This window comes from uncultured Amnibacterium sp. (genome assembly GCF_964245895.1).
Classification (GTDB): domain Bacteria; phylum Actinomycetota; class Actinomycetes; order Actinomycetales; family Microbacteriaceae; genus Amnibacterium.
In genome coordinates this window covers 13638-31498 of record NZ_CAXTOQ010000025.1, presented here as the reverse complement: position 1 = coordinate 31498, position 17861 = coordinate 13638, and the positions used below count along the sequence as shown (strand labels likewise).

Below are 17861 nucleotides of genomic sequence, written 5' to 3'. Positions count from 1 at the left end.
CCGGATCCGCGTGCTCTCGCTGAAGTTGCCCTGCCCGCGGACGACGTTCGACACGGTCTTGATCGACACGCCTGCGGCGGAGGCGACGTCGTGGATGGTGATCGTCATCGACCTCCCTCCGCCCGCCGGTGCCGAGCCGGCCCGCTCAGTCTGGTCACTCGCCGGCCCGGTCGTCGAGTTCGACGACCGTCCACGACACCGCCGGCAGCGCGATCCGCAGGGTGCTCCCGCTGAGCGTCGCCGTCGGGTTGTCCTGCAGCGCGACGCGCTCGCGGTCGCTCAGGGTGTTGGCGGCGTAGGGGTCCGCGTCGTGCAGCGTGCGGGCGGCGACCACCCGCTGCGGCGGGAGGCGCCCGAGGTCGACGGTCACCTGCTGGTCGCCGTCCTGCCCGCGGTTCACGACGAACAGGGTCGTCGAGGTGCCGCTGCGTGTGGCGGCCGCGGTGATCAGCGGCACCGGTCCGTACGGCGCCGTCGGCACCGAGTCGGCCGTCACGGCGACGCGGAGCGCGGTCCCCCGGCCGAGCCGGCTCGTCTCCGCGAAGGGGAAGAAGGTCGTCTGCCGCCACGCCGGACCGCCCGGCTCGGTCATGATCGGGGCGATCACGTTGACCAGCTGGGCGAGGCTCGCCGCGGTGACCCGGTCGGCGTGGTTCAGCAGCGAGATGAGGAGGCTGCCGACGACCACGGCGTCGGCGACCGTGTAGACGTCCTCGAGCAGCCGCGGGCCCACCGGCCAGGTGCCGATGCCCTCGATCCTGTCCACCTGCTCGAACCGGTCGTTGTACCAGACGTTCCACTCGTCGAAGGAGATCTGGATCCGCTTCGGGTTCCGCAGGGCGGCGCCGACGGCGTCCGCGGTGGCGACGACGGCCTCGATCATCCGGTCCATGTCCACGGCGGAGGCGAGGAACCCGGTCAGGTCGCCGTCGCGCTCCTGCCAGTAGGCGTGGCAGGAGATGAGGTCGACGAGGTCGTAGGTGTGCGTGAGGACGGTCCGCTCCCAGTCGCCGAAGGTCGGCATGGACGAGCTGGAGCTGCCGCAGACGACCAGGCGCACGTCCGGGTCGAGCTGCCGCATCGCCCTGGCGGTCTCGGCGGCGAGCTTCCCGTAGTCGTCCGCGCTGCGGTGACCGAGCTGCCACGGGCCGTCCATCTCGTTGCCGAGGCACCAGATCCGGACCCCGAACGGGTCGGTGCGCCCGTTCGCACGGCGGCGCTCCGTCAGCGCGGTCCTGACGGAGGCGGGGACGTTGGCGTACTCCAGCAGGTCGAGCGCCTCGCGGACGCCCCGGGTGCCGAGGTTCACCGCGAGCATCAGCTCGCTGCCGACCCCGTCGAGCCAGTCGGCGAACTCGTGCAGCCCGACCTCGTTGGTCTCGGTCGAGTGCCACGCCAGGTCCAGGCGGCGCGGCCGCTCGGCGACGGGGCCGACGCTGTCCTCCCACTGGAACCCGGACACGAAGTTGCCGCCGGGGTAGCGGACGGTCGTGACGCCCAGCTCGCGCACGAGCGCCATCACGTCGGTCCGGAACCCGTGCTCGTCGGCGCTGGGATGCTCGGGCTCGTAGATGCCGTCGTAGACGCAGCGCCCGAGGTGCTCGACGAACGAGCCGAACAGCTCGGGCTGCACCGGACCGACGGGAGCGGACGGGTCGAGGACGAGGTGCGCGTCGGTCATGCCTGCTGCTCCGTGACGTCGGCCGGGAGGGGGCGCGCAGCGCCGTGCCGCAGCGCGAGGGCGCGGAAGCGGTCCGCCAGGGGGTTCTCCACCCGCGCGAGCCCGGCGGGCGTCTCCGCGAGGTCGTACAGACCCATCGTCAGGCGGTGCGCCTCGCGCGGCGCGGTGGAGTGCCGCCAGGTCCACTCGTACATGTCGAACAGCGGCCACCAGGTGGTGCCGACGATGCGGCGGCCCGCGGCGCGCTCGGCGAGCAGGGCGCCGACCGAGGCGTCGAGCCAGGCGATCCGCCGCTCCGGGGAGGCGGTCACGCAGGTCTCGGTGAGCATCACCGGCACGTCGTAGCGGTCCTCGTACGCGTTCAGCACGTCGATCAGGCCGGCGACGCCGTCGTCGCGGGTCGGCCGCGGGTCCGCGAACCCGCCGCCGTGGCGCACCCCCGCCTCGAAGACCTCGGTCGAGTGCAGCGGGTAGTAGTTGACGCCCATCACGTCGGGCAGCGTCGGGGAGGCGGCGAGCTCGGCCAGGTGCGCCTCCGGCACGCCGGCGGCGAGCAGGTCGGGCAGCAGCGGGTGGTCGCCGACGACCCGACCCGTCAGCAGGTCCTCGGCCAGGAACCGCTGGTGCTGCATCCGCCGCACGCGGTCCCGGTGCTCGGGCGCGTCGATCGCGCCGACGTAGCGGAACCCGGCGTCGACGTGGACGAAGGTCGCCCGATCGCCGATCACCGACCGGATGCCCCGCTGGGCGCGCGACGCGGCCAGCGACACGGCGGCGGCGATCGTGCACAGCCCCTGCTGGCCGGAGCGGTACGGCGGCCAGTAGGCGTACTCGCCCGCGAACTGCGCGTGGATCATCGGCTCGTTGACCGGCGTGTAGCTGGTCACCGCGTCGCCGTACCGCTCGGCGAACGCCACGGCGTACGTCGCGAACCGGTCGGGGAAGTCCCGCGAGGCGAACTCGCCGGCCAGCCACAGCGGCGTGCCGTAGTGCAGCAGGTCGACGACGGGCTCGATGCCGAGCACGGTGAGCCGGTCGATCACCTGGTCGACCCAGGTCCAGTCGAAGACGCCGGGCGCGGGGTTCACGCGGTACCAGGGGACCCCCCACCGCAGCAGGTCCGCGCCCGCGTCCTGCACGAGGTCGAGGTCCTCCTGCCAGCGCGCGTAGTGCTCGGTCAGCTCGTACTCGTCGATCGGCCGTTCCCCCGGCGCGGCCTGGGGCACGAAGGTGTCCTCGATGCCCAGCGCGAAGTGGAAGGCGCCGTCCTCGTGCCAGCGCATGCGTGCTCCGCTCATTTCAGTCCGGTGCTGGCGACGCTCGTGACGAAGCGGCGCTGCACGATCAGGAACAGCACCGCGAGCGGCGCCAGGGCGATGACGGACCCGGCCATCAGCACGCCGTAGGGGACGATGCCGCTCGGTCCGGTCAGCAGGGTGAGGCCGGAGGTGATGGTCGCCATGTCCTGCTCGTTCGTGAAGACGAGGGGCCACAGCAGGTCGTTCCAGTTGTTCACGAACGTGAACACGCCGAGGGTGAGCAGCGCCGGCACGGCGTTCGGCAGCACCACGCTGCTGAAGATCCGCCACTCCGAGGCGCCGTCGATGCGGGCTGCGTTGTCGAGGTCGCGCGGCAGCGCCAGGAAGAACTGCCGCAGGAAGAAGATCCCGAACGCGTCCGCGGCGCGCGGGACGATGAGCGCCGCGAAGGTGTTGACCCAGCCGAGGTCCCCGACCAGCTGGTAGATCGGGACCAGCGTCGCCTGGAACGGGATCATCAGGCTCGCGATGATCAGGATCAGCAGCAGGCGGTTCCCGGTGAAGTCGATGCGGGCCAGGGCGTAGGCGGCGAGCGAGTCGAACACGAGCGCGCAGGCGGTCACCCCGCCCGCGAAGACGAAGCTGTTCAGGATCAGCCGCCCGAACGGCAGCTGCGTGAAGATCTTCGCGAAGTTGTCGAGCGTCCAGGTCGCCGGCAGCAGGGTCGGCGGGTAGGCGTTCACCTCCGCGAGCGGCTTGAACGCCGTCGCCACGATGATCACGACCGGCAGCAGCACGATCGCGGCGATCACGACCGCGACGGCCAGCAGCACCCAGGTCGACGGCCGGCGCCGGCGCGACCGGTCGGGGCGGATACCGGCGAGCGCGGTCACGAGCCCAGCTCCTGCTCACGGCGGCTGCCGGCGAAGAACTGGATCAGGCTGAGCACCAGCGTGGCGATCAGCAGCACGTAGGAGAGCGCGGACGCGGTGCCCAGATCGAGCTCCTTGAAGCCCAGGTCGTAGATCTGCGTCACGACGGTGTCCGTCGCGTGGAACGGGCCGCCCTGCGTGAGCACGTAGATCTGGTCGAACGCCTGCAGGGCCGCGATCAGCGCGAAGATCACGACGAAGGTCATGGTGTTGTTCAGCAGCGGCAGGGTCACGCCGGTGAGCCGCCGGAGGGGGCCGGCGCCGTCCATCCGCGCCGCCTCGTACAGCGAGGCCGGGATGTCCTGCAGGCCGGCGACGAACACCACCATGTAGAAGCCGAAGCTCTTCCAGACGGCGACCAGGACCACGGTGGGCATGGCGAGGGCGGGGTCGTTCAGCACGTCCCCGAGCCGGATGCCGATGCCGCGCAGCCAGGAGTTGAGCAGGCCGACCTGCGGGTCGATCAGGTAGCCCCAGGCGAACGCCGCGACGGCCATCGAGACGATGAAGGGGAAGAAGAGCGCCGATCGCAGCAGGCCGCGGAACGGCAGGCGGGGGTCGTTCACGAGCAGCGCGACCGCGAGGGAGACGGCGATCGCGATCGGGGTGAACAGCACGGCGTAGAGCGCGGTGTTCGCCATCGCCTTCAGCAGCGTGGCGTCGGTGAAGACCTCGACGTAGTTGCCGAGCCCGACCCACTGCTCCGGCCCGAACCCGCTGGCCTCGAAGAAGGAGGTGCGGAGCGCGGCGAGCATCGGGTAGCCGACGAACGTGCCGAGGACGACCAGCGCGGGCAGCAGGAAGCAGATCGCGGCCGTCGTTCGGCGGGCGCGGGGGCTGATCCTGCCGCGGCCGCCGAGCGGTCTGGGCGCGCGGTACGTGCGCGGGGGGCGCTTGGCCATGGTCGATGGTGCGCTCACGGCGCTTCCTTCCTGGGTCCGGGTCGAGCGGGTCCGCTGGTGGAGGCCGGCCGGGCCGGCCTCCACCGCACGGGTCACTTCGCGGACAGGGCCTCCTGCAGCACCGGCTGGCTCGCCTTCAGCACCGTGGCGGGATCCTGCCCGGCGAGCGCCTTCTGCGTCGCCTCGTCGACCGCGGCCAGGGCGTCGGAGCTCTTGATCACACCGGGGAGCAGCGGCTTCGTGCCCTTGGCGGCGATGTCGGTGAGGGAGGCGACGAGCGGGTTGGACGCGACGTCGGACGCCGCCACGTTCGTCGTCAGCGGAGGCCAGCCGGAGCCGAGCGACCACTGCGCCGCGACCTTCTTCGAGTAGAAGTAGTCGAAGAACTGCTCGGCGCCCTTCTTCTCGGCGTCGGTCGCCTGCGAGCTGACGCCCATCGAGACGCCGATCGCCGAGGCCGCAGCCCCCTTCGGACCGGCCGGGATCGCGGCGACGCCGGAGTCGATCTTGTTGTCGGCGGCGACGAACGTCATCCAGGGTCCGCCGACCTCCATCGCGGCCTTGCCGGACGCGAAGAGGTTGTCCGACTTGATGCCGTCCAGCCCGGTGGGCGAGATCTTGTCCTTGCGCACCGCATCGGCCCAGTAGGTGAGCGTCTGCACGTTGGCGGGCGAGTCCAGCTGCGCGGTCGTCCCGATGGCGATCGCGCCGCCGTTGCCGTAGAAGAGGCTGGCCCAGACGCCGTTGCCGACCGTGGCGTGGTCCGGCAGCGCGAGCCCGTACTGCTCCGGCGTGCCGTCGCCGTTCTTGTCGATCGTGAGCTTCTTCGCGTCGGCGAGCCACTCGTCCCAGGTGGTCGGGAACGTATCGATGCCCGCCGCCTTGAACAGCTTCTTGTTGTAGATGACCGACAGCGGCACGAAGCCGGTGGGCACGCCGTACTGCTTGCCGCCGACCTCCTCCATCGCCACCGTCTCGGGCTTGATGGTCTTCGCGGCGGCGCTGCCGGCGTAGTAGCCGGACAGGTCGGCGAACGCGCCCTTGCCGGCGTAGACGGGCAGCTGCTCGGCGGGCAGGGCGATCAGCTGCGGCGCCTTCTTCGCGGCCAGCGCGGGCAGCAGCGAGTCGCCGATGACCTGCCAGGTCTTCACCTGGTACTTGACGGTCACCTGCTTCTGCGACTCGTTGAACTCGTCGATGATCTGGTTCAGCTTCTTGCCGTCGTCGGCCGTGTAGCCGTGCCAGAAGGTCAGGGTGACCGGGCCGGAGGCGGAGCCGGGGCCGCCGGCGGACCCGCCGCCGGCGCAGCCGGTCAGGACGAGCGCTGCGGCACCGAGCAGTGCGACGCTCGCGACTGTTCGCTTCATTGGGATCAGGGCCTTTCGTGGTCGACGTCGATGTCGGTCGCACGTCGGGGCTCCGCGTGCGTTCAACGTTGTACCACGGTTCACCACTCGAGTACAACGTTGAACCAGGGACACGGTCGAAGGCCGAGCATGCGCGTGGCGCTCGTCCTCGTCCGGGCGCCCGTCGCGCGCCTCCTACGCTCGCACGGGGAGCGGCGCGTCGGCGGCGGCCGTCCGGACGAAGGGAACCCGGGATGAGCGACGACCGGAGGCGGTACGTGCCGTCCAACCCGCTGCCGCCCGCGAGGACCGGGATCCTCACCGCGTTCGAGCCCGGCACCCGCACGCTGGAGGCCGGCTTCCGGATCGCGCCGCAGTTCAAGGCCCTGCCCGTGGACGTCGTGCTCGACAAGGACGTGGCGGTGCGGCTGCGCGACGGCACGACCATCCACGTCGACGTGTTCCGGCCCGCGACGACCAAGCCGGTCCCGGTCATCGTCGCCTGGAGTCCGTACGGCAAGGGCCAGGGCACCTCCGCGAGCGTGATGGGGATCTTCGGGCTGGTCGGCCTGCCGAACTCGACCGTGTCCGGCCTCGAGAAGTTCGAGGGCCCCGACCCGGCGTACTGGTGCGCGCGGGGCTACGCGATCTGCAACCCCGACGTCCGCGGCGTCGTCGACTCCGAGGGCGACAGCGTGCTCTGGGACCGGCAGGAGGGTCGCGACTGCTTCGACCTGATCGAGTGGCTCGCCGAGCAGGCGTGGTGCGACGGCAGGGTCGGCATGTCCGGCACCTCCTACCTCGCCGCGTCGCAGTGGTTCACCGCGGCCGAGCAGCCGCCGCACCTCGTCGCGATCAACCCGTGGGAGGGGGTCAGCGACGTCTACCGCGACCTCGTGAGGCGCGGCGGCATGCCCGACACCGGGTTCGCGCAGCAGCTGCAGGACGGCAGCTTCTTCGGTGGGAACCGCAAGGAGGACGTGGTCGGGGAGGTCGCGGCCCATCCGCTGATGGACGGGCTCTGGGCCGACAAGGCCGCGGATCTCGAGAACATCACCGTTCCGGCATACGTCGTCGCGAGCTACTCCAACACCCTGCACACCGCCGGCACGTTCCGGGGCTGGCGGCGGATCGCCTCGGAGGAGAAGTGGCTGCGGATCCACAGCACGCAGGAGTGGCCCGACTACTACGACGAGGCCAACGTCGAGGACCTCCGCCGCTTCTTCGACCACTACCTGAAGGGCGTCGACAACGGGTGGGAGCGGACGCCCCGGGTCCGCTACGCCGTCCTCGACCTGCAGGGCGGCGACCGGGTGGGCCTGCCCGCCGACGCCTTCCCCCCGAGCGACGTCGTCCCGACGAGGTACTACCTCGACGGGCGCGCCCGGACGCTGACCGCGACCGCGCCGTCGGAGGAGGTCCCCGCCGCGTACGCGGTCGGGTCCGGCTCGGACGCGGTGTCCTTCATCACGACCTTCGAGCAGGACACCGAGCTGGTCGGCTACCCGAAGGCGCACCTCCGGGTCGAGGTCCGCGGCGCCGACGACATGGACCTGTTCGTGCTCCTGCAGAAGCTCGACCGGTCCGGCACCCCGCTGCAGGCGTTCACCGTGCCCAACCGCAGCGCGATGGTGCACGACCTCACCGACCACGGCGCGTCGATCCTGCGGTACAAGGGCTCCGACGGGCGGCTGCGCGTCTCCGCCCGGCACCTGGACCCCGAGCGCTCCACCGATGACGTCCCGGTGCACGCCTTCGATCGCGTCGAGCGGCTGGGCGAGGGCGAGGTCGTCGAGATCGACATCGAGCTGCTGCCGGTCGGGCTCGCGTTCCGGGCCGGCGAGCAGCTGCGCTTCGTCGTCAGCTCCCGCAACCTGCTCGGCACCCTCATGCCCGGCATCCGCGAGTACGTCGGTGCGAACGCCGGCACGCACGTCGTCCACACCGGCGGCGAGCACGCCTCCTACCTGCAGCTGCCCGTGCGGTCCTGACGCGAGCCAGCCCGAGTCGACCGGTTCCGCCTGCAGTGAACAGGCCGCCGGCAATTTGATTGACACTTCAACTATCGGTACAGTCCTCGCAGCGACCACCGCTCGCGCCGCTCCCCCGCCCGTGCACCGGGCGATCGGACGTGCTGCGCCACCTCGATCGAAGGAACGACCATGCCCACCATCACCGCAGAGCACGTCGCCGGCTACCGGGCCGGCACCTGGCGGCTGGACCCCACCCACTCGGAGATCGCGTTCTCCGTGCGCCACCTCGCGATCAGCAAGGTGAAGGGCGTCTTCGAGCAGTTCGACGTCACCGTCGTCGCGCCGGAGAACCCGGCCGACGCCACGGTCGAGGCCACGATCGAGATCGCGTCGGTCAACACGAAGCAGGCGCAGCGCGACGGCCACCTGCGCACCAGCGACTTCTTCGCCGCGGACCAGCACCCGCAGATGACGTTCGTCTCGACGGCCCTCCACGCGGAGGCGGACGGCACGTTCGTGCTCGACGGAAACCTGACCTTGCGCGGCGTCACCAAGCCGGTCTCGCTCACGGGCGAGTTCGGCGGCATCACGGTCGACGGCTACGGCCAGACCAAGGCCGGCGTCGAGGCCACGACGAAGATCGACCGCCACGACTTCGGCGTCAGCTGGAACGCGGCCGTGGAGGCCGGCGGCATGACGCTCGGCGACACCGTGACCATCACCTTCGACCTGCAGTTCGTGCTCAGCTGAGTCGAGCGGCAGCCCGAGGGGGCCGGGCCGGCGGCGACGCCGGCCCGGCCCCCTCGTCGTCGTGCGGCAGCGCGGCCGCCGCTCGCCGGGCGAGTTCGCCGAAGGCCTCGACCAGCTGCGGCGGCTCGACCTCGGAGACGTCGGCGTCGAACCGCGCGAAGGCCGCGGCGAGCGCCGCCCAGGACCAGGCGCCGAGCCCGACCCGGGAGCGCTCGTCGTCCACCGCCTCCGCGGTGCCGTCGGCGACGTACGGCGCGACGCCAGCGATCGGCGCGGCCAGGACGGCCTCGCCCCAGCACGGCCAGGTGTCCCCGTCGGTCGAACCCGTGAAGCGGGCCGCCAGGTAGCGCGCGGGGTCGCCGCCGGGCACGGCTCGGCGTGCGAACCGGCGGCCCCGGTGCGTGCGCGGCGCGATGCGGTCCACGCGGTAGACGCGCCAGTCGTCGCGGTCCGCGGCGTACCCGATCAGGTACCACCTGCCGCCGCGAAGCAGGAGGTGATGCGGCTCGGTCCGCCGCACCGGCGGCGGCGAGGACGGGTCGACCGGGGCGATCGGCGAGACGTAGTCGAACCGCAGCTCCTCCCCGGCGCGGATGGCCTCGCCGATCCGGAGGAGGACGGCGGGGTCCGCGTCGTCCCGCCGCGTGCGGTCGGTGCCCGCCGCCGCGGGCTCCAGCGCCTCGATGCGGGCTGCCAGGCGGCTCGGCAGGGTGCGGGTGATGGTGGCGAGCGCGCGCTCGGCCGCCTCCTCCAGCCCCGCGCCGAGCGCTCCCGCCACCCGGAGAGCGATCCCGATCGCGACAGCCTGCTCGTCGTCGAGCAGCAGCGGCGGCAGGCTGGCGCCGGCGCCCAGCCGGTAGCCGCCGTCCGGCCCGCGGGTCGCGTCGATCGCGTAGTCGAGCTGCCGCAGCCGGTCGACGTCCCGCCGGACGGTGCGCTCGCTGACCTCGAGCCGCGTCGCGAGCAGGTGCGCCGGCCAGTCGCGCCGGGACTGCAGCAGCGACAGCAGCGCGAGCAGCCGCTTCGAGGTCGACGGGGAGGACGCCACGGGCACGACGACATCCTGCGCGAAGATGCGGACGTTCCCTGTCCGCATCACCCGAGAAGGTGGTTCCCATGGCCCGGACGACACCGGGCAGACCGTCCGTCGAAGGAGATCCCATGTCCGCCACCCCCGTCCCCCACCTCAACCTGACCGGCGAGGCCCGCGCGGCGCTCGACTTCTACGCCGCCGCGTTCGGCGGCGAGGCCGTCGTGCGCACGTACGGCGACTTCGGGATGCCGGCCGGTCTGCCCGACACGGACAAGGTCGTCTTCGGCCAGGTGGTCGCGAGGGACGGCTTCACCGTGATGGCCTACGACGTGCCGGGAGGGGCGACGGGCCCGATCCCCGGCTCGACGCGGCGCGAGCACGGCACCACGATCACCGACCAGCCGTTCTTCCTGGCGCTGAGCGGCGCCTCGTTGGAGGAGGCCACCGGCTGGTGGGACGCGCTGCTGGACGGCGCGACCGTCGTCGAGCCGCTGGCCGCATCGGCGTGGTCCGCCGGCTTCGGCATGCTCACGGACCGCTTCGGCGTGACGTGGAGCATCAGCGTCGTCGATCCCCGCCAGGCGCAGGGCTAGACGGCGAGCCGCACCGGCGCTGCGGCCGGCCGCGCGCGAGCGGCGTCAGCGCCCCTCCCGCGCCCGCGAGCACTTCAGCAGGAAAAACCGAGCACGATCGCAGGAGCCATCACCTTCGGCAGGAAGAACTCGCCCGGTTCTTCCTGCCGAAGTGAGTTCTTCCTGCTGAAGGACTCGGGCGGCCCGCCGGGCTGAGGACTGAGGGTCGGGCCGGCGGCCTCAGCGCCGGGTGCGACCGAAGGCGAGCGCGACGAAGCCCGGTACCCAGGCCGCGTCGACGAGCGACACCGCGGTGACGATGTCGCGCTGCCGCCGGATCGCGCCGACGACCCCGCTCGTCGCGCCGACCGTCTTGGCGGCGGCGCTCACGATCAGCAGCGGGCGGGCTGGGCGGAAGACGCCCGCGGCGTAGAGCAGCGCGAACGCGAGCACCACCCCGCCGAAGCCGCGGGCACGGGAGGTGGGGATCCGCGTCCCGACGCCGGCCCGGCCGACCGGCAGCAGGAGCAGCGCGGCCGCGGCGAACAGGTCCCAGGCCGCGGCGAGGGCCAGGAACAGTCGAGCGAGCACAGGGGGATTCTGGCGCGGCCGGCACTTCCCGGGGAAGAGCGCCCGGAAGGCGTTCAGCCGCGCGCCGCCGCGACCCGGTCGGCCTCGCGCTCGGTGCCAGCGGTGTTGACCTCGAGGCCGCGGGAGCCGCGCAGCTTCGCGTCGATGTGCTCCGCGACCGTGATCGGCGGGTACAGCGGCGCCTCCCCCTCTGCGACGACGCCGGGCAGCGAAGCGATGACCGCGTCGTGGTTGCCGTCGAGGAAGAACGCGGCCGACCGGCGACGGCGGATCGTGCCGTCCACGATCGGGGGCTTGACCCGGTGCAGCGTCGACCTCCACCGCTCGTTCGTCCAGCGCGCCATCAGGTCGCCGAAGTTGATCAGCAGCGCCCCGGGCAGCGGCGAGACGTCGTGCCAGGAGCCGTCCTGCGCGAGCACCTGCAGCCCCCGCACGTCGTCGGCCCAGAGCAGCGTGACGATGCCGAAGTCGGTGTGCTCCCCCATCCCGATCAGGTCGCCGTCGAGGTCGATCCGCTCGCCGTCGGGCAGCGCGTAGTTGTTCATCCGCAGCACGTTCAGCGAGTGGTCCGTGAAGCCGTCGAACCACCCGGCCGGGAGGGAGAGCGCGTCGGCGAACACGGCGAGCAGCAGGTGCGCCACCGCGTCGGCCTCGCGCATCCATGCGGTGACCCGCGGCTCGAACCCGGCGACCTCGTCGGGCCAGCGGTTCGGCGCGTACGCGGTGCGGTCGAGGTCGAGCGCCGGGTAGCGGTGCGCGTCGACGCCCACGTTGAAGGCCTCGAAGAAGTCGTTCATCCGCTCGGCCTTCTCGACGCCGAGGCTCAGGCTCAGCCGCTCCGACTTCGGTGCGGTGTAGCCCCGGTTCACGCCCTTCGGGGCGACGTAGCGCTGCTTCACGTCGAGCGGCAGTCCGAAGAAGTCGTCGATCACGCCCCCGAGCCCGCTCCACGCCTCGGCGGAGATGCCGTGCCCCACGATCTGCAGGAAGGCGACGGTGCGCGCGGCGTCGTCCAGGCGCCGCGCGACCCGGAGGCGGTCCTCCCGGGACGCGGCGGGATCGCGGTACGCGGCGATGTCGACGACCGGTACGGCGAACGGGGACGGCTCGGGCATGCCGTCAGCCTGCCACCCGCATGTTTCCGGCGTCCGCACCGAGCGCGGCGTCGCGGTACGGGCGGAAGAAGCGCCGCAGCTCCTCCGCGTACCCCTGCGGGTCCTCGAACGCGGCGAAGTGCCCGCCCCGGACGGGTTCGGTCAGCGACACGAGGTTCGTGGACCGCGCGAGCCACTCGCGCGGCGGCCGCAGGATGTCGCCCGGGTGGAGCGAGAAGCCCGACGGCACCTCGACCCGGCGCAGCAGCTGCTCGGGCGAGATGGCGCCGTTGGCCGCGTACATCCGCATCGAGGACCCGATCGTGCCGGTGAACCAGTACATCGATACAAGGGTGAGGATCTCGTCCTGCGTGTAGACGGACGCGAGGTCGCCGCCGCAGTCGCTCCACGACCGCAGCTTCTCGACGATCCAGGCGAGCAGCCCGACGGGCGAGTCGACGAGGCCGGCGGCCGCGGTCTGCGGCTTCGTGCGGTGCATCGCCGCGTACGCACCCTCGGTCGCGCTCCACCGCGCCGTCTCCTGCAGCCACCGCCGCTCCGGCTCGCTGAGGTCGGCGGCATCCAGGGTCCCGGGCGGCAGACCGCCGTCGGTGCGGTGCACCGCGACGACGCGGTCCGGGAAGTCGAGCGCGAGGTACCGCGCGACGTGGCTGCCGATGTCCCCGCCGGCCGCGAGGAAGCGGTCGTGACCGAGGCCCGTCATGAGGTGCGCCCACAGGCCCGCGACGTCGATGGCGGAGAGCGGCGGCCCCTCGGGGGTGCCCGAGTACCCGTAGCCGGGCATGTCCGGCACGACGACGTCGAACGCGTCGGCGGGATCGGCGCCGTGGGCGCCCGGGTCAACGAGCAGCGGGATCACCTTCGAGTAGCGCCAGAACGAGTCGGGCCAGCCGTGGGCGAGCAGCAGCGCCGGCGCCGGCTGCGCGGCACGGGCGTGCACCAGATGCACCGCGGTCCCGCCCAGGTCGGCGCGGAACCGCGGCAGCAGCGCGAGCGCCGCCTCCTGCGCCAGCCAGTCGAAGCCGTCCGCCCAGTACGCGGCGAGCGCCTGGAGCGTCGTGAGATCCACGCCGAGCGACCAGCCGTCCCCCTGCGGCGCGTCGAACCAGCGCGTCGCGCGGAGGCGCCTTCGCAGGTCGTCGATCGCGTCGGCGGGGGTGGTCTCCGCGAACGGCTCGATCCGCAGCGCGCTCCCGGTCATGGCCCCACGGTACGGATCACCGCCGTCAGCGGTCGAACAGGGCCCGCTTGCTCAGCACGCGCAGATCGAGCTCCCGCATCGCGACGGCAGCCAGGTCGGCCAGCTCGGCGCGCTCCTCCGCGGAGAACTCGCGGACCCGCCGATCGAGGACCGAGAGCACGCCGATCGTGTGCCCGTCGAACGTGGTGAGCGGCTCGGCGGCGTAGGCGCGCAGCCCGGGGTCGGCCGCCAGCACCGGGTGCGCGTCCGCGCGCGGGTCGGTGGAGACGTCCTCCGCGGCCCACCCCTCGCCGGTGGCGACGGTGTCGGAGGCGAAGGACGCGTTGCGCGGCACCTGCGCGACCTCGACGCCCTCGTGCGACAGGAACCACTCCCGGTCGCCGTCGACGATGGACACCAGCGCGACGGGCACGCCGAGGCTGCGCCGGGTGATCCGCGCGATGCGGTCGACCGCCTCGTCCGCCGGGCTGTCGAGCACGCTCAGGCTGCGGACCGCGGCGAGTCGCTCCCCCTCCGCGTCGGCGAGCATGCCGGGCTCCACCCGTCGCGAGGTCACCAGGCCGGCGACGAACGCGTCCTGCAGCGCGATCGCCGTCTCGCCAGCGGAGGGCCGCGCGGCGGGGTCCTGCGCCGTCATCGCGACGAGCACCCGGGCCAGCGCGACCGGCACCGAGTCGGGCACCACCGGGTCCGCGCCGAGGCGGGCGAGCATCGACGCCTCCGGCGCGCCGGGGAACGCGACCGCGCCGGTCAGCGCCTCCAGCAGCACCAGCCCGAGCGCGTAGATGTCGGAGGCGGGGGTCGGGTCGACGCCGCGCACCTGCTCCGGGCTGAGGTAGGCCGCCGTGCCGGTCGTGTACTCCGCGTCGCCGGTCGCGCCGATGATGGTCGAGATCCCGAAGTCGGCCAGCTTGCCGCGGATCCGCGACGACGGCCCCTTCCGGGCGAGCAGCACGTTCGCGGGCTTGATGTCGCGGTGCAGGAAGCCATGGTCGTGCACGGACTCGAGGCCCTGGGCGAGGTCGGAGCCGAGGGTCGCGACCTGCCCGGCCGACAGCGGCCCGTCGCGCAGCCGCTGCCGCAGGTCGTGGCCGGCGACCCGTTCCATCACCAGGAAGATGCGGGGCTCCTCGGGGTCGGTCTGGTCGACCCCGGCGTCGAACAGGGTCGTCAGCGCGAAGTGGTCGAGCCCGGCGACGAGGCGGGCCTCCGCCTCCTGCAGCTTGACCTCCTCCGCGGTCGTCGCGGTGGCGGTGAAGACCTTCAGCGCGACCTTCCTGCCGAGCAGCAGGTCCTGCGCCGCGAACACGGTGGCCCGACCTCCCCGGCCGATGACCTCCCCGATCCGGTAGCGCCCCGCGACCAGCTGCGGAGCGGGGTTCGACATCCTTCGCGCTCCTCCACGGTCCGCTATACCGGCCTCCGGGATCGTGTCACACGGCGCCGACGCCGCTCGGCGCCGCGCGGCCGGTCACTCGGGCGGGCGGGCGTCCGTCCGCCCGGGAGGCAGGTGCGGCAGGTGGATGTCGCTCGGGTCCACCTCCACGTCGCCGTCGTCGGTGTAGTCGCCGGTGCCGGGCAGCAGCTTCACGGCGCTGCGGTCGATGTCCGGGTCGTCGAACACCGGGCTGCCGGCCTGGTCGTCCTGCAGCTCCTCCGTCTCGCGCTCGCTCGACGGGGCGGGCCCACCGGCGCGCCGGGGTCCCGCGGCGCCGCGAAGCGGTGTCGTGGGGCGCGCCGGGGGATAGTCGGTGTCCAGCCGCTCGCTCGGGTCGACGCTCGGCGGCGACTCGATCGGATCCGGTTCCCTCTGCCTCATCCGCGGAACGGTACGGGCAGCGCCTTGGACCGGGCTCCGTGCTCTCAGGCGCCCAGCTCGACCAGCGTCGCGCGCAGCGCGGCGACCACGTCCGCCTGCCCGGCGATCGTCATCCGATGGGTCGGCGCGCCGCCGTCGATGCCCTGCACGATCCCGCCCGCCTCCTGCACCAGGAGGGCGCCCGCCGCCTGGTCCCAGGGGTTCAGGCCCTGCTCGAAGTAGGCGTCGATGCGGCCGGCCGCGACGTACGCGAGGTCGATCGCCGCGCCGCCGGCCCGACGCAGGTCGCGCACCCGGCCGAGCAGCGGCTGCGCGACGACGGCCTGGTTCGTCCGGATCGCCGCCGTGTAGTGGAACCCGGTCGCGACGAGCGCGCGGTCCAGCGGCACCGCGTCGCGCACGTGCAGGCGCCGGTCGCCGACGTACGCGCCTCCGCCGACGGAGGCGGTGAACAGCTCCCCGAGGGCGGGCGCGTGCACGGCACCGGCGAGCGCGGTCCAGGTGACGGGATCGGGATCGCCCTCGACGACCGCGATGGAGACCGACCAGTTCGGCAGGTCGTAGAGGTAGTTGACGGTGCCGTCGATCGGGTCGACGACCCAGGTCAGGCCGCTCGTGCCGGACCCGGCGCCGGACTCCTCGCCGAGGAACCCGTCCTGCGGCCGCAGCTCGGCGAGCCGCCGCCGGATCAGCTCCTCGGTCGCCCGATCGGCCGCGGTGACGATGTCGATCGGCGACGACTTGGTCGCGGCGACCTCGACCCCCTCCCGCCGCAGTCGCGCAGCGAGCGCGCCCGCCTCCTCCGCGACGGACCTGGCGATCTCGAGCAGCTCGTTCCCTGGCACGGCCCCAGCCTGCCGGACCGGGCTGCACGGTCGGCCTGTCGCGTCCCGGCGTTCATAGGATCCACCAAGGCACCTCGGGTGATCCGCTTGCCGAGCGCACATCCCGCTCTTCGGCGAGGGGCGTTCCATGAGCACCGTGAACGACCAGCAGCCCTTCGACGTCGAGCCCGACGACCTCCCCGCCCCGTCGACCGCGACCGCGGAGCCCGCCGTCGACGCGGACGCGGAGGCGGACCGCACCCGCCGCAAGCACCGCCGGTTCGCCGCGCTGGGCATCGCCGCGGCCGTGATCTTCACCGCGGGCGCCGGCGGCGGCGCGGCCGCCTCCCTCGCCCTGGCCCGCGGCACGACCACCACCAGCATCGACGGCGGCACGGGCACCCAGCAGGGCGGCACCGGCACCGGCACCGGGCAGGGCTCGGGCGGCTTCGGGTCGCAGAACGGGTTCGGCTCGCAGGGCGGATTCGGTTCGGGCGGTCAGGGGACATCGGGCACCGGCTCATCGGCCGCCACGGATGCGACCACCGCGTCGAGCGAGCAGATCGCCGGCCTCGTGACGATCGTCTCCCAGCTCGGCTACGAGGACGGCGAGGCGGCCGGCACCGGCATCGTCCTCACGTCGGGCGGTCGCATCCTCACGAACAACCACGTGATCGACGGCGCGACCGCGATCCAGGTGACCGACGTGTCGACCGGGAAGTCGTACACGGCGAAGGTCGTCGGCACGAACGCGACGAAGGACGTCGCGGTGCTGCAGCTCGAGAACGCGTCGGGGCTCACCACGGCCGACCTCGCGACCTCGGCCGCGGCCGTCGGCGACGCGGTCACCGCGGTCGGCAACGCGAACGGCACCGGCACCCTGAGCGCCGCGGAGGGCACCGTCAGCGCGCTCGACCAGACGATCACCACCTCCAGCGAGGGCAGCGCGGCGGGCGAGACGCTGGACGGGCTCATCGAGGTCGACGCCGACGTCGTGTCCGGCGACTCCGGCGGCGCCGTGGAGAACTCGAGCGGCGATGTCATCGGCGTCACGACGGCCGCGTCCTCCGGCACCTCGGACATCACCGGGTACGCCATCCCGATCGGGACCGCGATGTCGATCGCGAGCCAGATCGTGGCCGGCGACGACACCTCGGAGATCACGATCGGCCTGCCGGCCTTCCTGGGCGTGGCGATCTCCGCCGACACCGATGCGACGAGCGGCGCGGTCGTCGGCCAGGTGCTGAGCGGCACGGCGGCGGCCGGGACGGACATCGCCGCCGGCGACGTCATCACCGCGATCGGCGGCACGAGGATCTCCTCCGGCGACGAGCTGTCCGCGGCGATCGCGAAGCACGCCGCAGGCGACAGCGTGCGGGTGACCTACACCGACTCGGCCGGCGACAGCCGCACCGTGACGGTCACCCTGACCGAAGGGCCGGCGGACTGATGACGCTCGATACCAGGGCCTGGGCGGCGGAGCACGCCGCCGCCCTCGTCGGGCTGCCCGCCGGGGCCGCGGAGCAGGAGGTGGCCGAGGCGGGCCTCCGCAGCCGGATCGCCGGACCCGACGTCATGCTCACCCTGGAGTTCCGGCCCGACCGGGTGACGCTGCAGACCGACCCCAGCGGGATCGTGACCGCGGTCCTTCCCGGCTGACCCCCGTTGTGGGACCTAGGACAGACAGATCTGTCTGTCCTACTGTCGTACTCAAGCAGCCACCCCCGGGCTGCGAGCCGGGAAACCCGATCCGGCACGGTCAGCAGCACAGACGTTCGAGTCGACACCCCCCGGTCGGCGAGGACACCACGGCTCGTGACTACCCAGACGGATGTGGAGTCCGAACCAGCAGCGCCCCGGCGA

At 72.8% G+C, this 17861-nt stretch carries 18 protein-coding genes; 5 read left to right on the top strand and 13 right to left on the bottom strand.

Going from position 1 to position 17861, the window contains the following annotated elements:
* The 6 genes from ACFE60_RS05850 to ACFE60_RS05825 all read right to left on the bottom strand — a co-directional run.
* The coding region (locus ACFE60_RS05850; RefSeq protein ID WP_375387909.1) for a LacI family DNA-binding transcriptional regulator at positions 1–108 on the bottom strand (108 nt) is incomplete at its 3' end.
* Positions 109–154: 46 nt separating this feature from the next.
* Positions 155–1681, bottom strand: coding sequence for an alpha-N-arabinofuranosidase (locus ACFE60_RS05845; protein WP_375387908.1), 1527 nt, complete (start codon positions 1679–1681; stop codon positions 155–157).
* The gene (locus tag ACFE60_RS05840) at positions 1678–2979 is read right to left on the bottom strand and encodes a family 1 glycosylhydrolase (protein ID WP_375387907.1); all 1302 of its coding nucleotides are present in this window, start codon (positions 2977–2979) and stop codon (positions 1678–1680) included. Before ACFE60_RS05840 ends, ACFE60_RS05845 begins: the two co-directional genes overlap by 4 nt.
* A complete protein-coding gene (locus ACFE60_RS05835; RefSeq protein ID WP_375387906.1) occupies positions 2976–3833 on the bottom strand; it encodes a carbohydrate ABC transporter permease in 858 nt (285 codons plus the stop codon). Before ACFE60_RS05835 ends, ACFE60_RS05840 begins: the two co-directional genes overlap by 4 nt.
* Positions 3830–4792, bottom strand: coding sequence for a carbohydrate ABC transporter permease (locus tag ACFE60_RS05830; RefSeq protein ID WP_375387905.1), 963 nt, complete (start codon positions 4790–4792; stop codon positions 3830–3832). Before ACFE60_RS05830 ends, ACFE60_RS05835 begins: the two co-directional genes overlap by 4 nt.
* Before the next feature lie 74 nt (positions 4793–4866).
* A complete protein-coding gene (locus ACFE60_RS05825; protein ID WP_375387904.1) occupies positions 4867–6141 on the bottom strand; it encodes an ABC transporter substrate-binding protein in 1275 nt (424 codons plus the stop codon).
* A 233-nt stretch (positions 6142–6374) separates the two neighbouring features.
* On the opposite strand from ACFE60_RS05825, the gene ACFE60_RS05820 reads away from it, so the two are divergent.
* Both ACFE60_RS05820 and ACFE60_RS05815 read left to right on the top strand, forming a co-directional pair.
* Positions 6375–8111, top strand: a complete 1737-nt coding sequence (locus tag ACFE60_RS05820; protein WP_375387903.1) for a CocE/NonD family hydrolase — start codon at positions 6375–6377, stop codon at positions 8109–8111.
* Positions 8112–8282: 171 nt separating this feature from the next.
* Positions 8283–8843, top strand: a complete 561-nt coding sequence (locus ACFE60_RS05815) for a YceI family protein (protein WP_375387902.1) — start codon at positions 8283–8285, stop codon at positions 8841–8843.
* Here ACFE60_RS05815 and ACFE60_RS05810 read toward each other — a convergent pair.
* Complete coding sequence (locus ACFE60_RS05810; protein ID WP_375387901.1) at positions 8836–9897, bottom strand: helix-turn-helix transcriptional regulator; 1062 nt, start codon at positions 9895–9897, stop codon at positions 8836–8838. The two genes, ACFE60_RS05815 and ACFE60_RS05810, sit on opposite strands and share 8 nt — an antisense overlap.
* Positions 9898–10004: 107 nt before the next feature.
* On the opposite strand from ACFE60_RS05810, the gene ACFE60_RS05805 reads away from it, so the two are divergent.
* On the top strand, positions 10005–10469 hold the full coding sequence (locus ACFE60_RS05805) for a VOC family protein (protein ID WP_375387900.1): 465 nt from the start codon (positions 10005–10007) through the stop codon (positions 10467–10469).
* Positions 10470–10688: 219 nt separating this feature from the next.
* Here the strand turns inward: ACFE60_RS05805 and ACFE60_RS05800 are convergent, their stop codons facing one another.
* The 6 genes from ACFE60_RS05800 to ACFE60_RS05775 form a co-directional block, all read right to left on the bottom strand.
* The gene (locus ACFE60_RS05800) at positions 10689–11039 is read right to left on the bottom strand and encodes a hypothetical protein (RefSeq protein WP_375387899.1); all 351 of its coding nucleotides are present in this window, start codon (positions 11037–11039) and stop codon (positions 10689–10691) included.
* A 53-nt stretch (positions 11040–11092) separates the two neighbouring features.
* Entirely contained in the window at positions 11093–12154 is a 1062-nt protein-coding gene (locus tag ACFE60_RS05795) for an isopenicillin N synthase family dioxygenase (RefSeq protein WP_375387898.1), read from the bottom strand.
* Between the two features lie 4 nt (positions 12155–12158).
* The gene (locus ACFE60_RS05790; protein ID WP_375387897.1) at positions 12159–13355 is read right to left on the bottom strand and encodes an epoxide hydrolase family protein; all 1197 of its coding nucleotides are present in this window, start codon (positions 13353–13355) and stop codon (positions 12159–12161) included.
* Positions 13356–13380: 25 nt separating this feature from the next.
* A complete protein-coding gene (locus tag ACFE60_RS05785; RefSeq protein ID WP_375387896.1) occupies positions 13381–14742 on the bottom strand; it encodes a protein kinase in 1362 nt (453 codons plus the stop codon).
* Between the two features lie 84 nt (positions 14743–14826).
* The gene (locus tag ACFE60_RS05780; RefSeq protein WP_375387895.1) at positions 14827–15174 is read right to left on the bottom strand and encodes a hypothetical protein; all 348 of its coding nucleotides are present in this window, start codon (positions 15172–15174) and stop codon (positions 14827–14829) included.
* 44 nt (positions 15175–15218) lie between these two features.
* Positions 15219–16019: an inositol monophosphatase family protein gene (locus tag ACFE60_RS05775; protein ID WP_375387894.1), complete on the bottom strand. Its 801-nt coding sequence runs from the start codon at positions 16017–16019 to the stop codon at positions 15219–15221.
* A 127-nt stretch (positions 16020–16146) separates the two neighbouring features.
* Here ACFE60_RS05775 and ACFE60_RS05770 point away from each other — a divergent pair, with 127 nt between their 5' ends.
* A complete protein-coding gene (locus ACFE60_RS05770; protein WP_375387893.1) occupies positions 16147–17448 on the top strand; it encodes a S1C family serine protease in 1302 nt (433 codons plus the stop codon).
* Entirely contained in the window at positions 17448–17657 is a 210-nt protein-coding gene (locus ACFE60_RS05765) for a hypothetical protein (RefSeq protein ID WP_375387892.1), read from the top strand. Before ACFE60_RS05770 ends, ACFE60_RS05765 begins: the two co-directional genes overlap by 1 nt.
* The last annotated feature ends 204 nt before the right edge of the window (positions 17658–17861 follow it).

Bases quoted from the DNA above. Each gene is read 5' to 3' on its own strand.
- ACFE60_RS05770 (WP_375387893.1), top strand. From the start codon at position 16,147: ATGAGCACCGTGAACGACCAGCAGCCCTTCGACGTCGAGCCCGACGAC.
- ACFE60_RS05780 (WP_375387895.1), bottom strand. From the start codon at position 15,174: ATGAGGCAGAGGGAACCGGATCCGATCGAGTCGCCGCCGAGCGTCGAC.
- ACFE60_RS05825 (WP_375387904.1), bottom strand. From the start codon at position 6,141: ATGAAGCGAACAGTCGCGAGCGTCGCACTGCTCGGTGCCGCAGCGCTC.
- ACFE60_RS05765 (WP_375387892.1), top strand. From the start codon at position 17,448: ATGACGCTCGATACCAGGGCCTGGGCGGCGGAGCACGCCGCCGCCCTC.
- ACFE60_RS05840 (WP_375387907.1), bottom strand. From the start codon at position 2,979: ATGAGCGGAGCACGCATGCGCTGGCACGAGGACGGCGCCTTCCACTTC.
- ACFE60_RS05805 (WP_375387900.1), top strand. From the start codon at position 10,005: ATGTCCGCCACCCCCGTCCCCCACCTCAACCTGACCGGCGAGGCCCGC.
- ACFE60_RS05795 (WP_375387898.1), bottom strand. From the start codon at position 12,154: ATGCCCGAGCCGTCCCCGTTCGCCGTACCGGTCGTCGACATCGCCGCG.
- ACFE60_RS05790 (WP_375387897.1), bottom strand. From the start codon at position 13,355: ATGACCGGGAGCGCGCTGCGGATCGAGCCGTTCGCGGAGACCACCCCC.
- ACFE60_RS05845 (WP_375387908.1), bottom strand. From the start codon at position 1,681: ATGACCGACGCGCACCTCGTCCTCGACCCGTCCGCTCCCGTCGGTCCG.
- ACFE60_RS05820 (WP_375387903.1), top strand. From the start codon at position 6,375: ATGAGCGACGACCGGAGGCGGTACGTGCCGTCCAACCCGCTGCCGCCC.
- ACFE60_RS05815 (WP_375387902.1), top strand. From the start codon at position 8,283: ATGCCCACCATCACCGCAGAGCACGTCGCCGGCTACCGGGCCGGCACC.
- ACFE60_RS05785 (WP_375387896.1), bottom strand. From the start codon at position 14,742: ATGTCGAACCCCGCTCCGCAGCTGGTCGCGGGGCGCTACCGGATCGGG.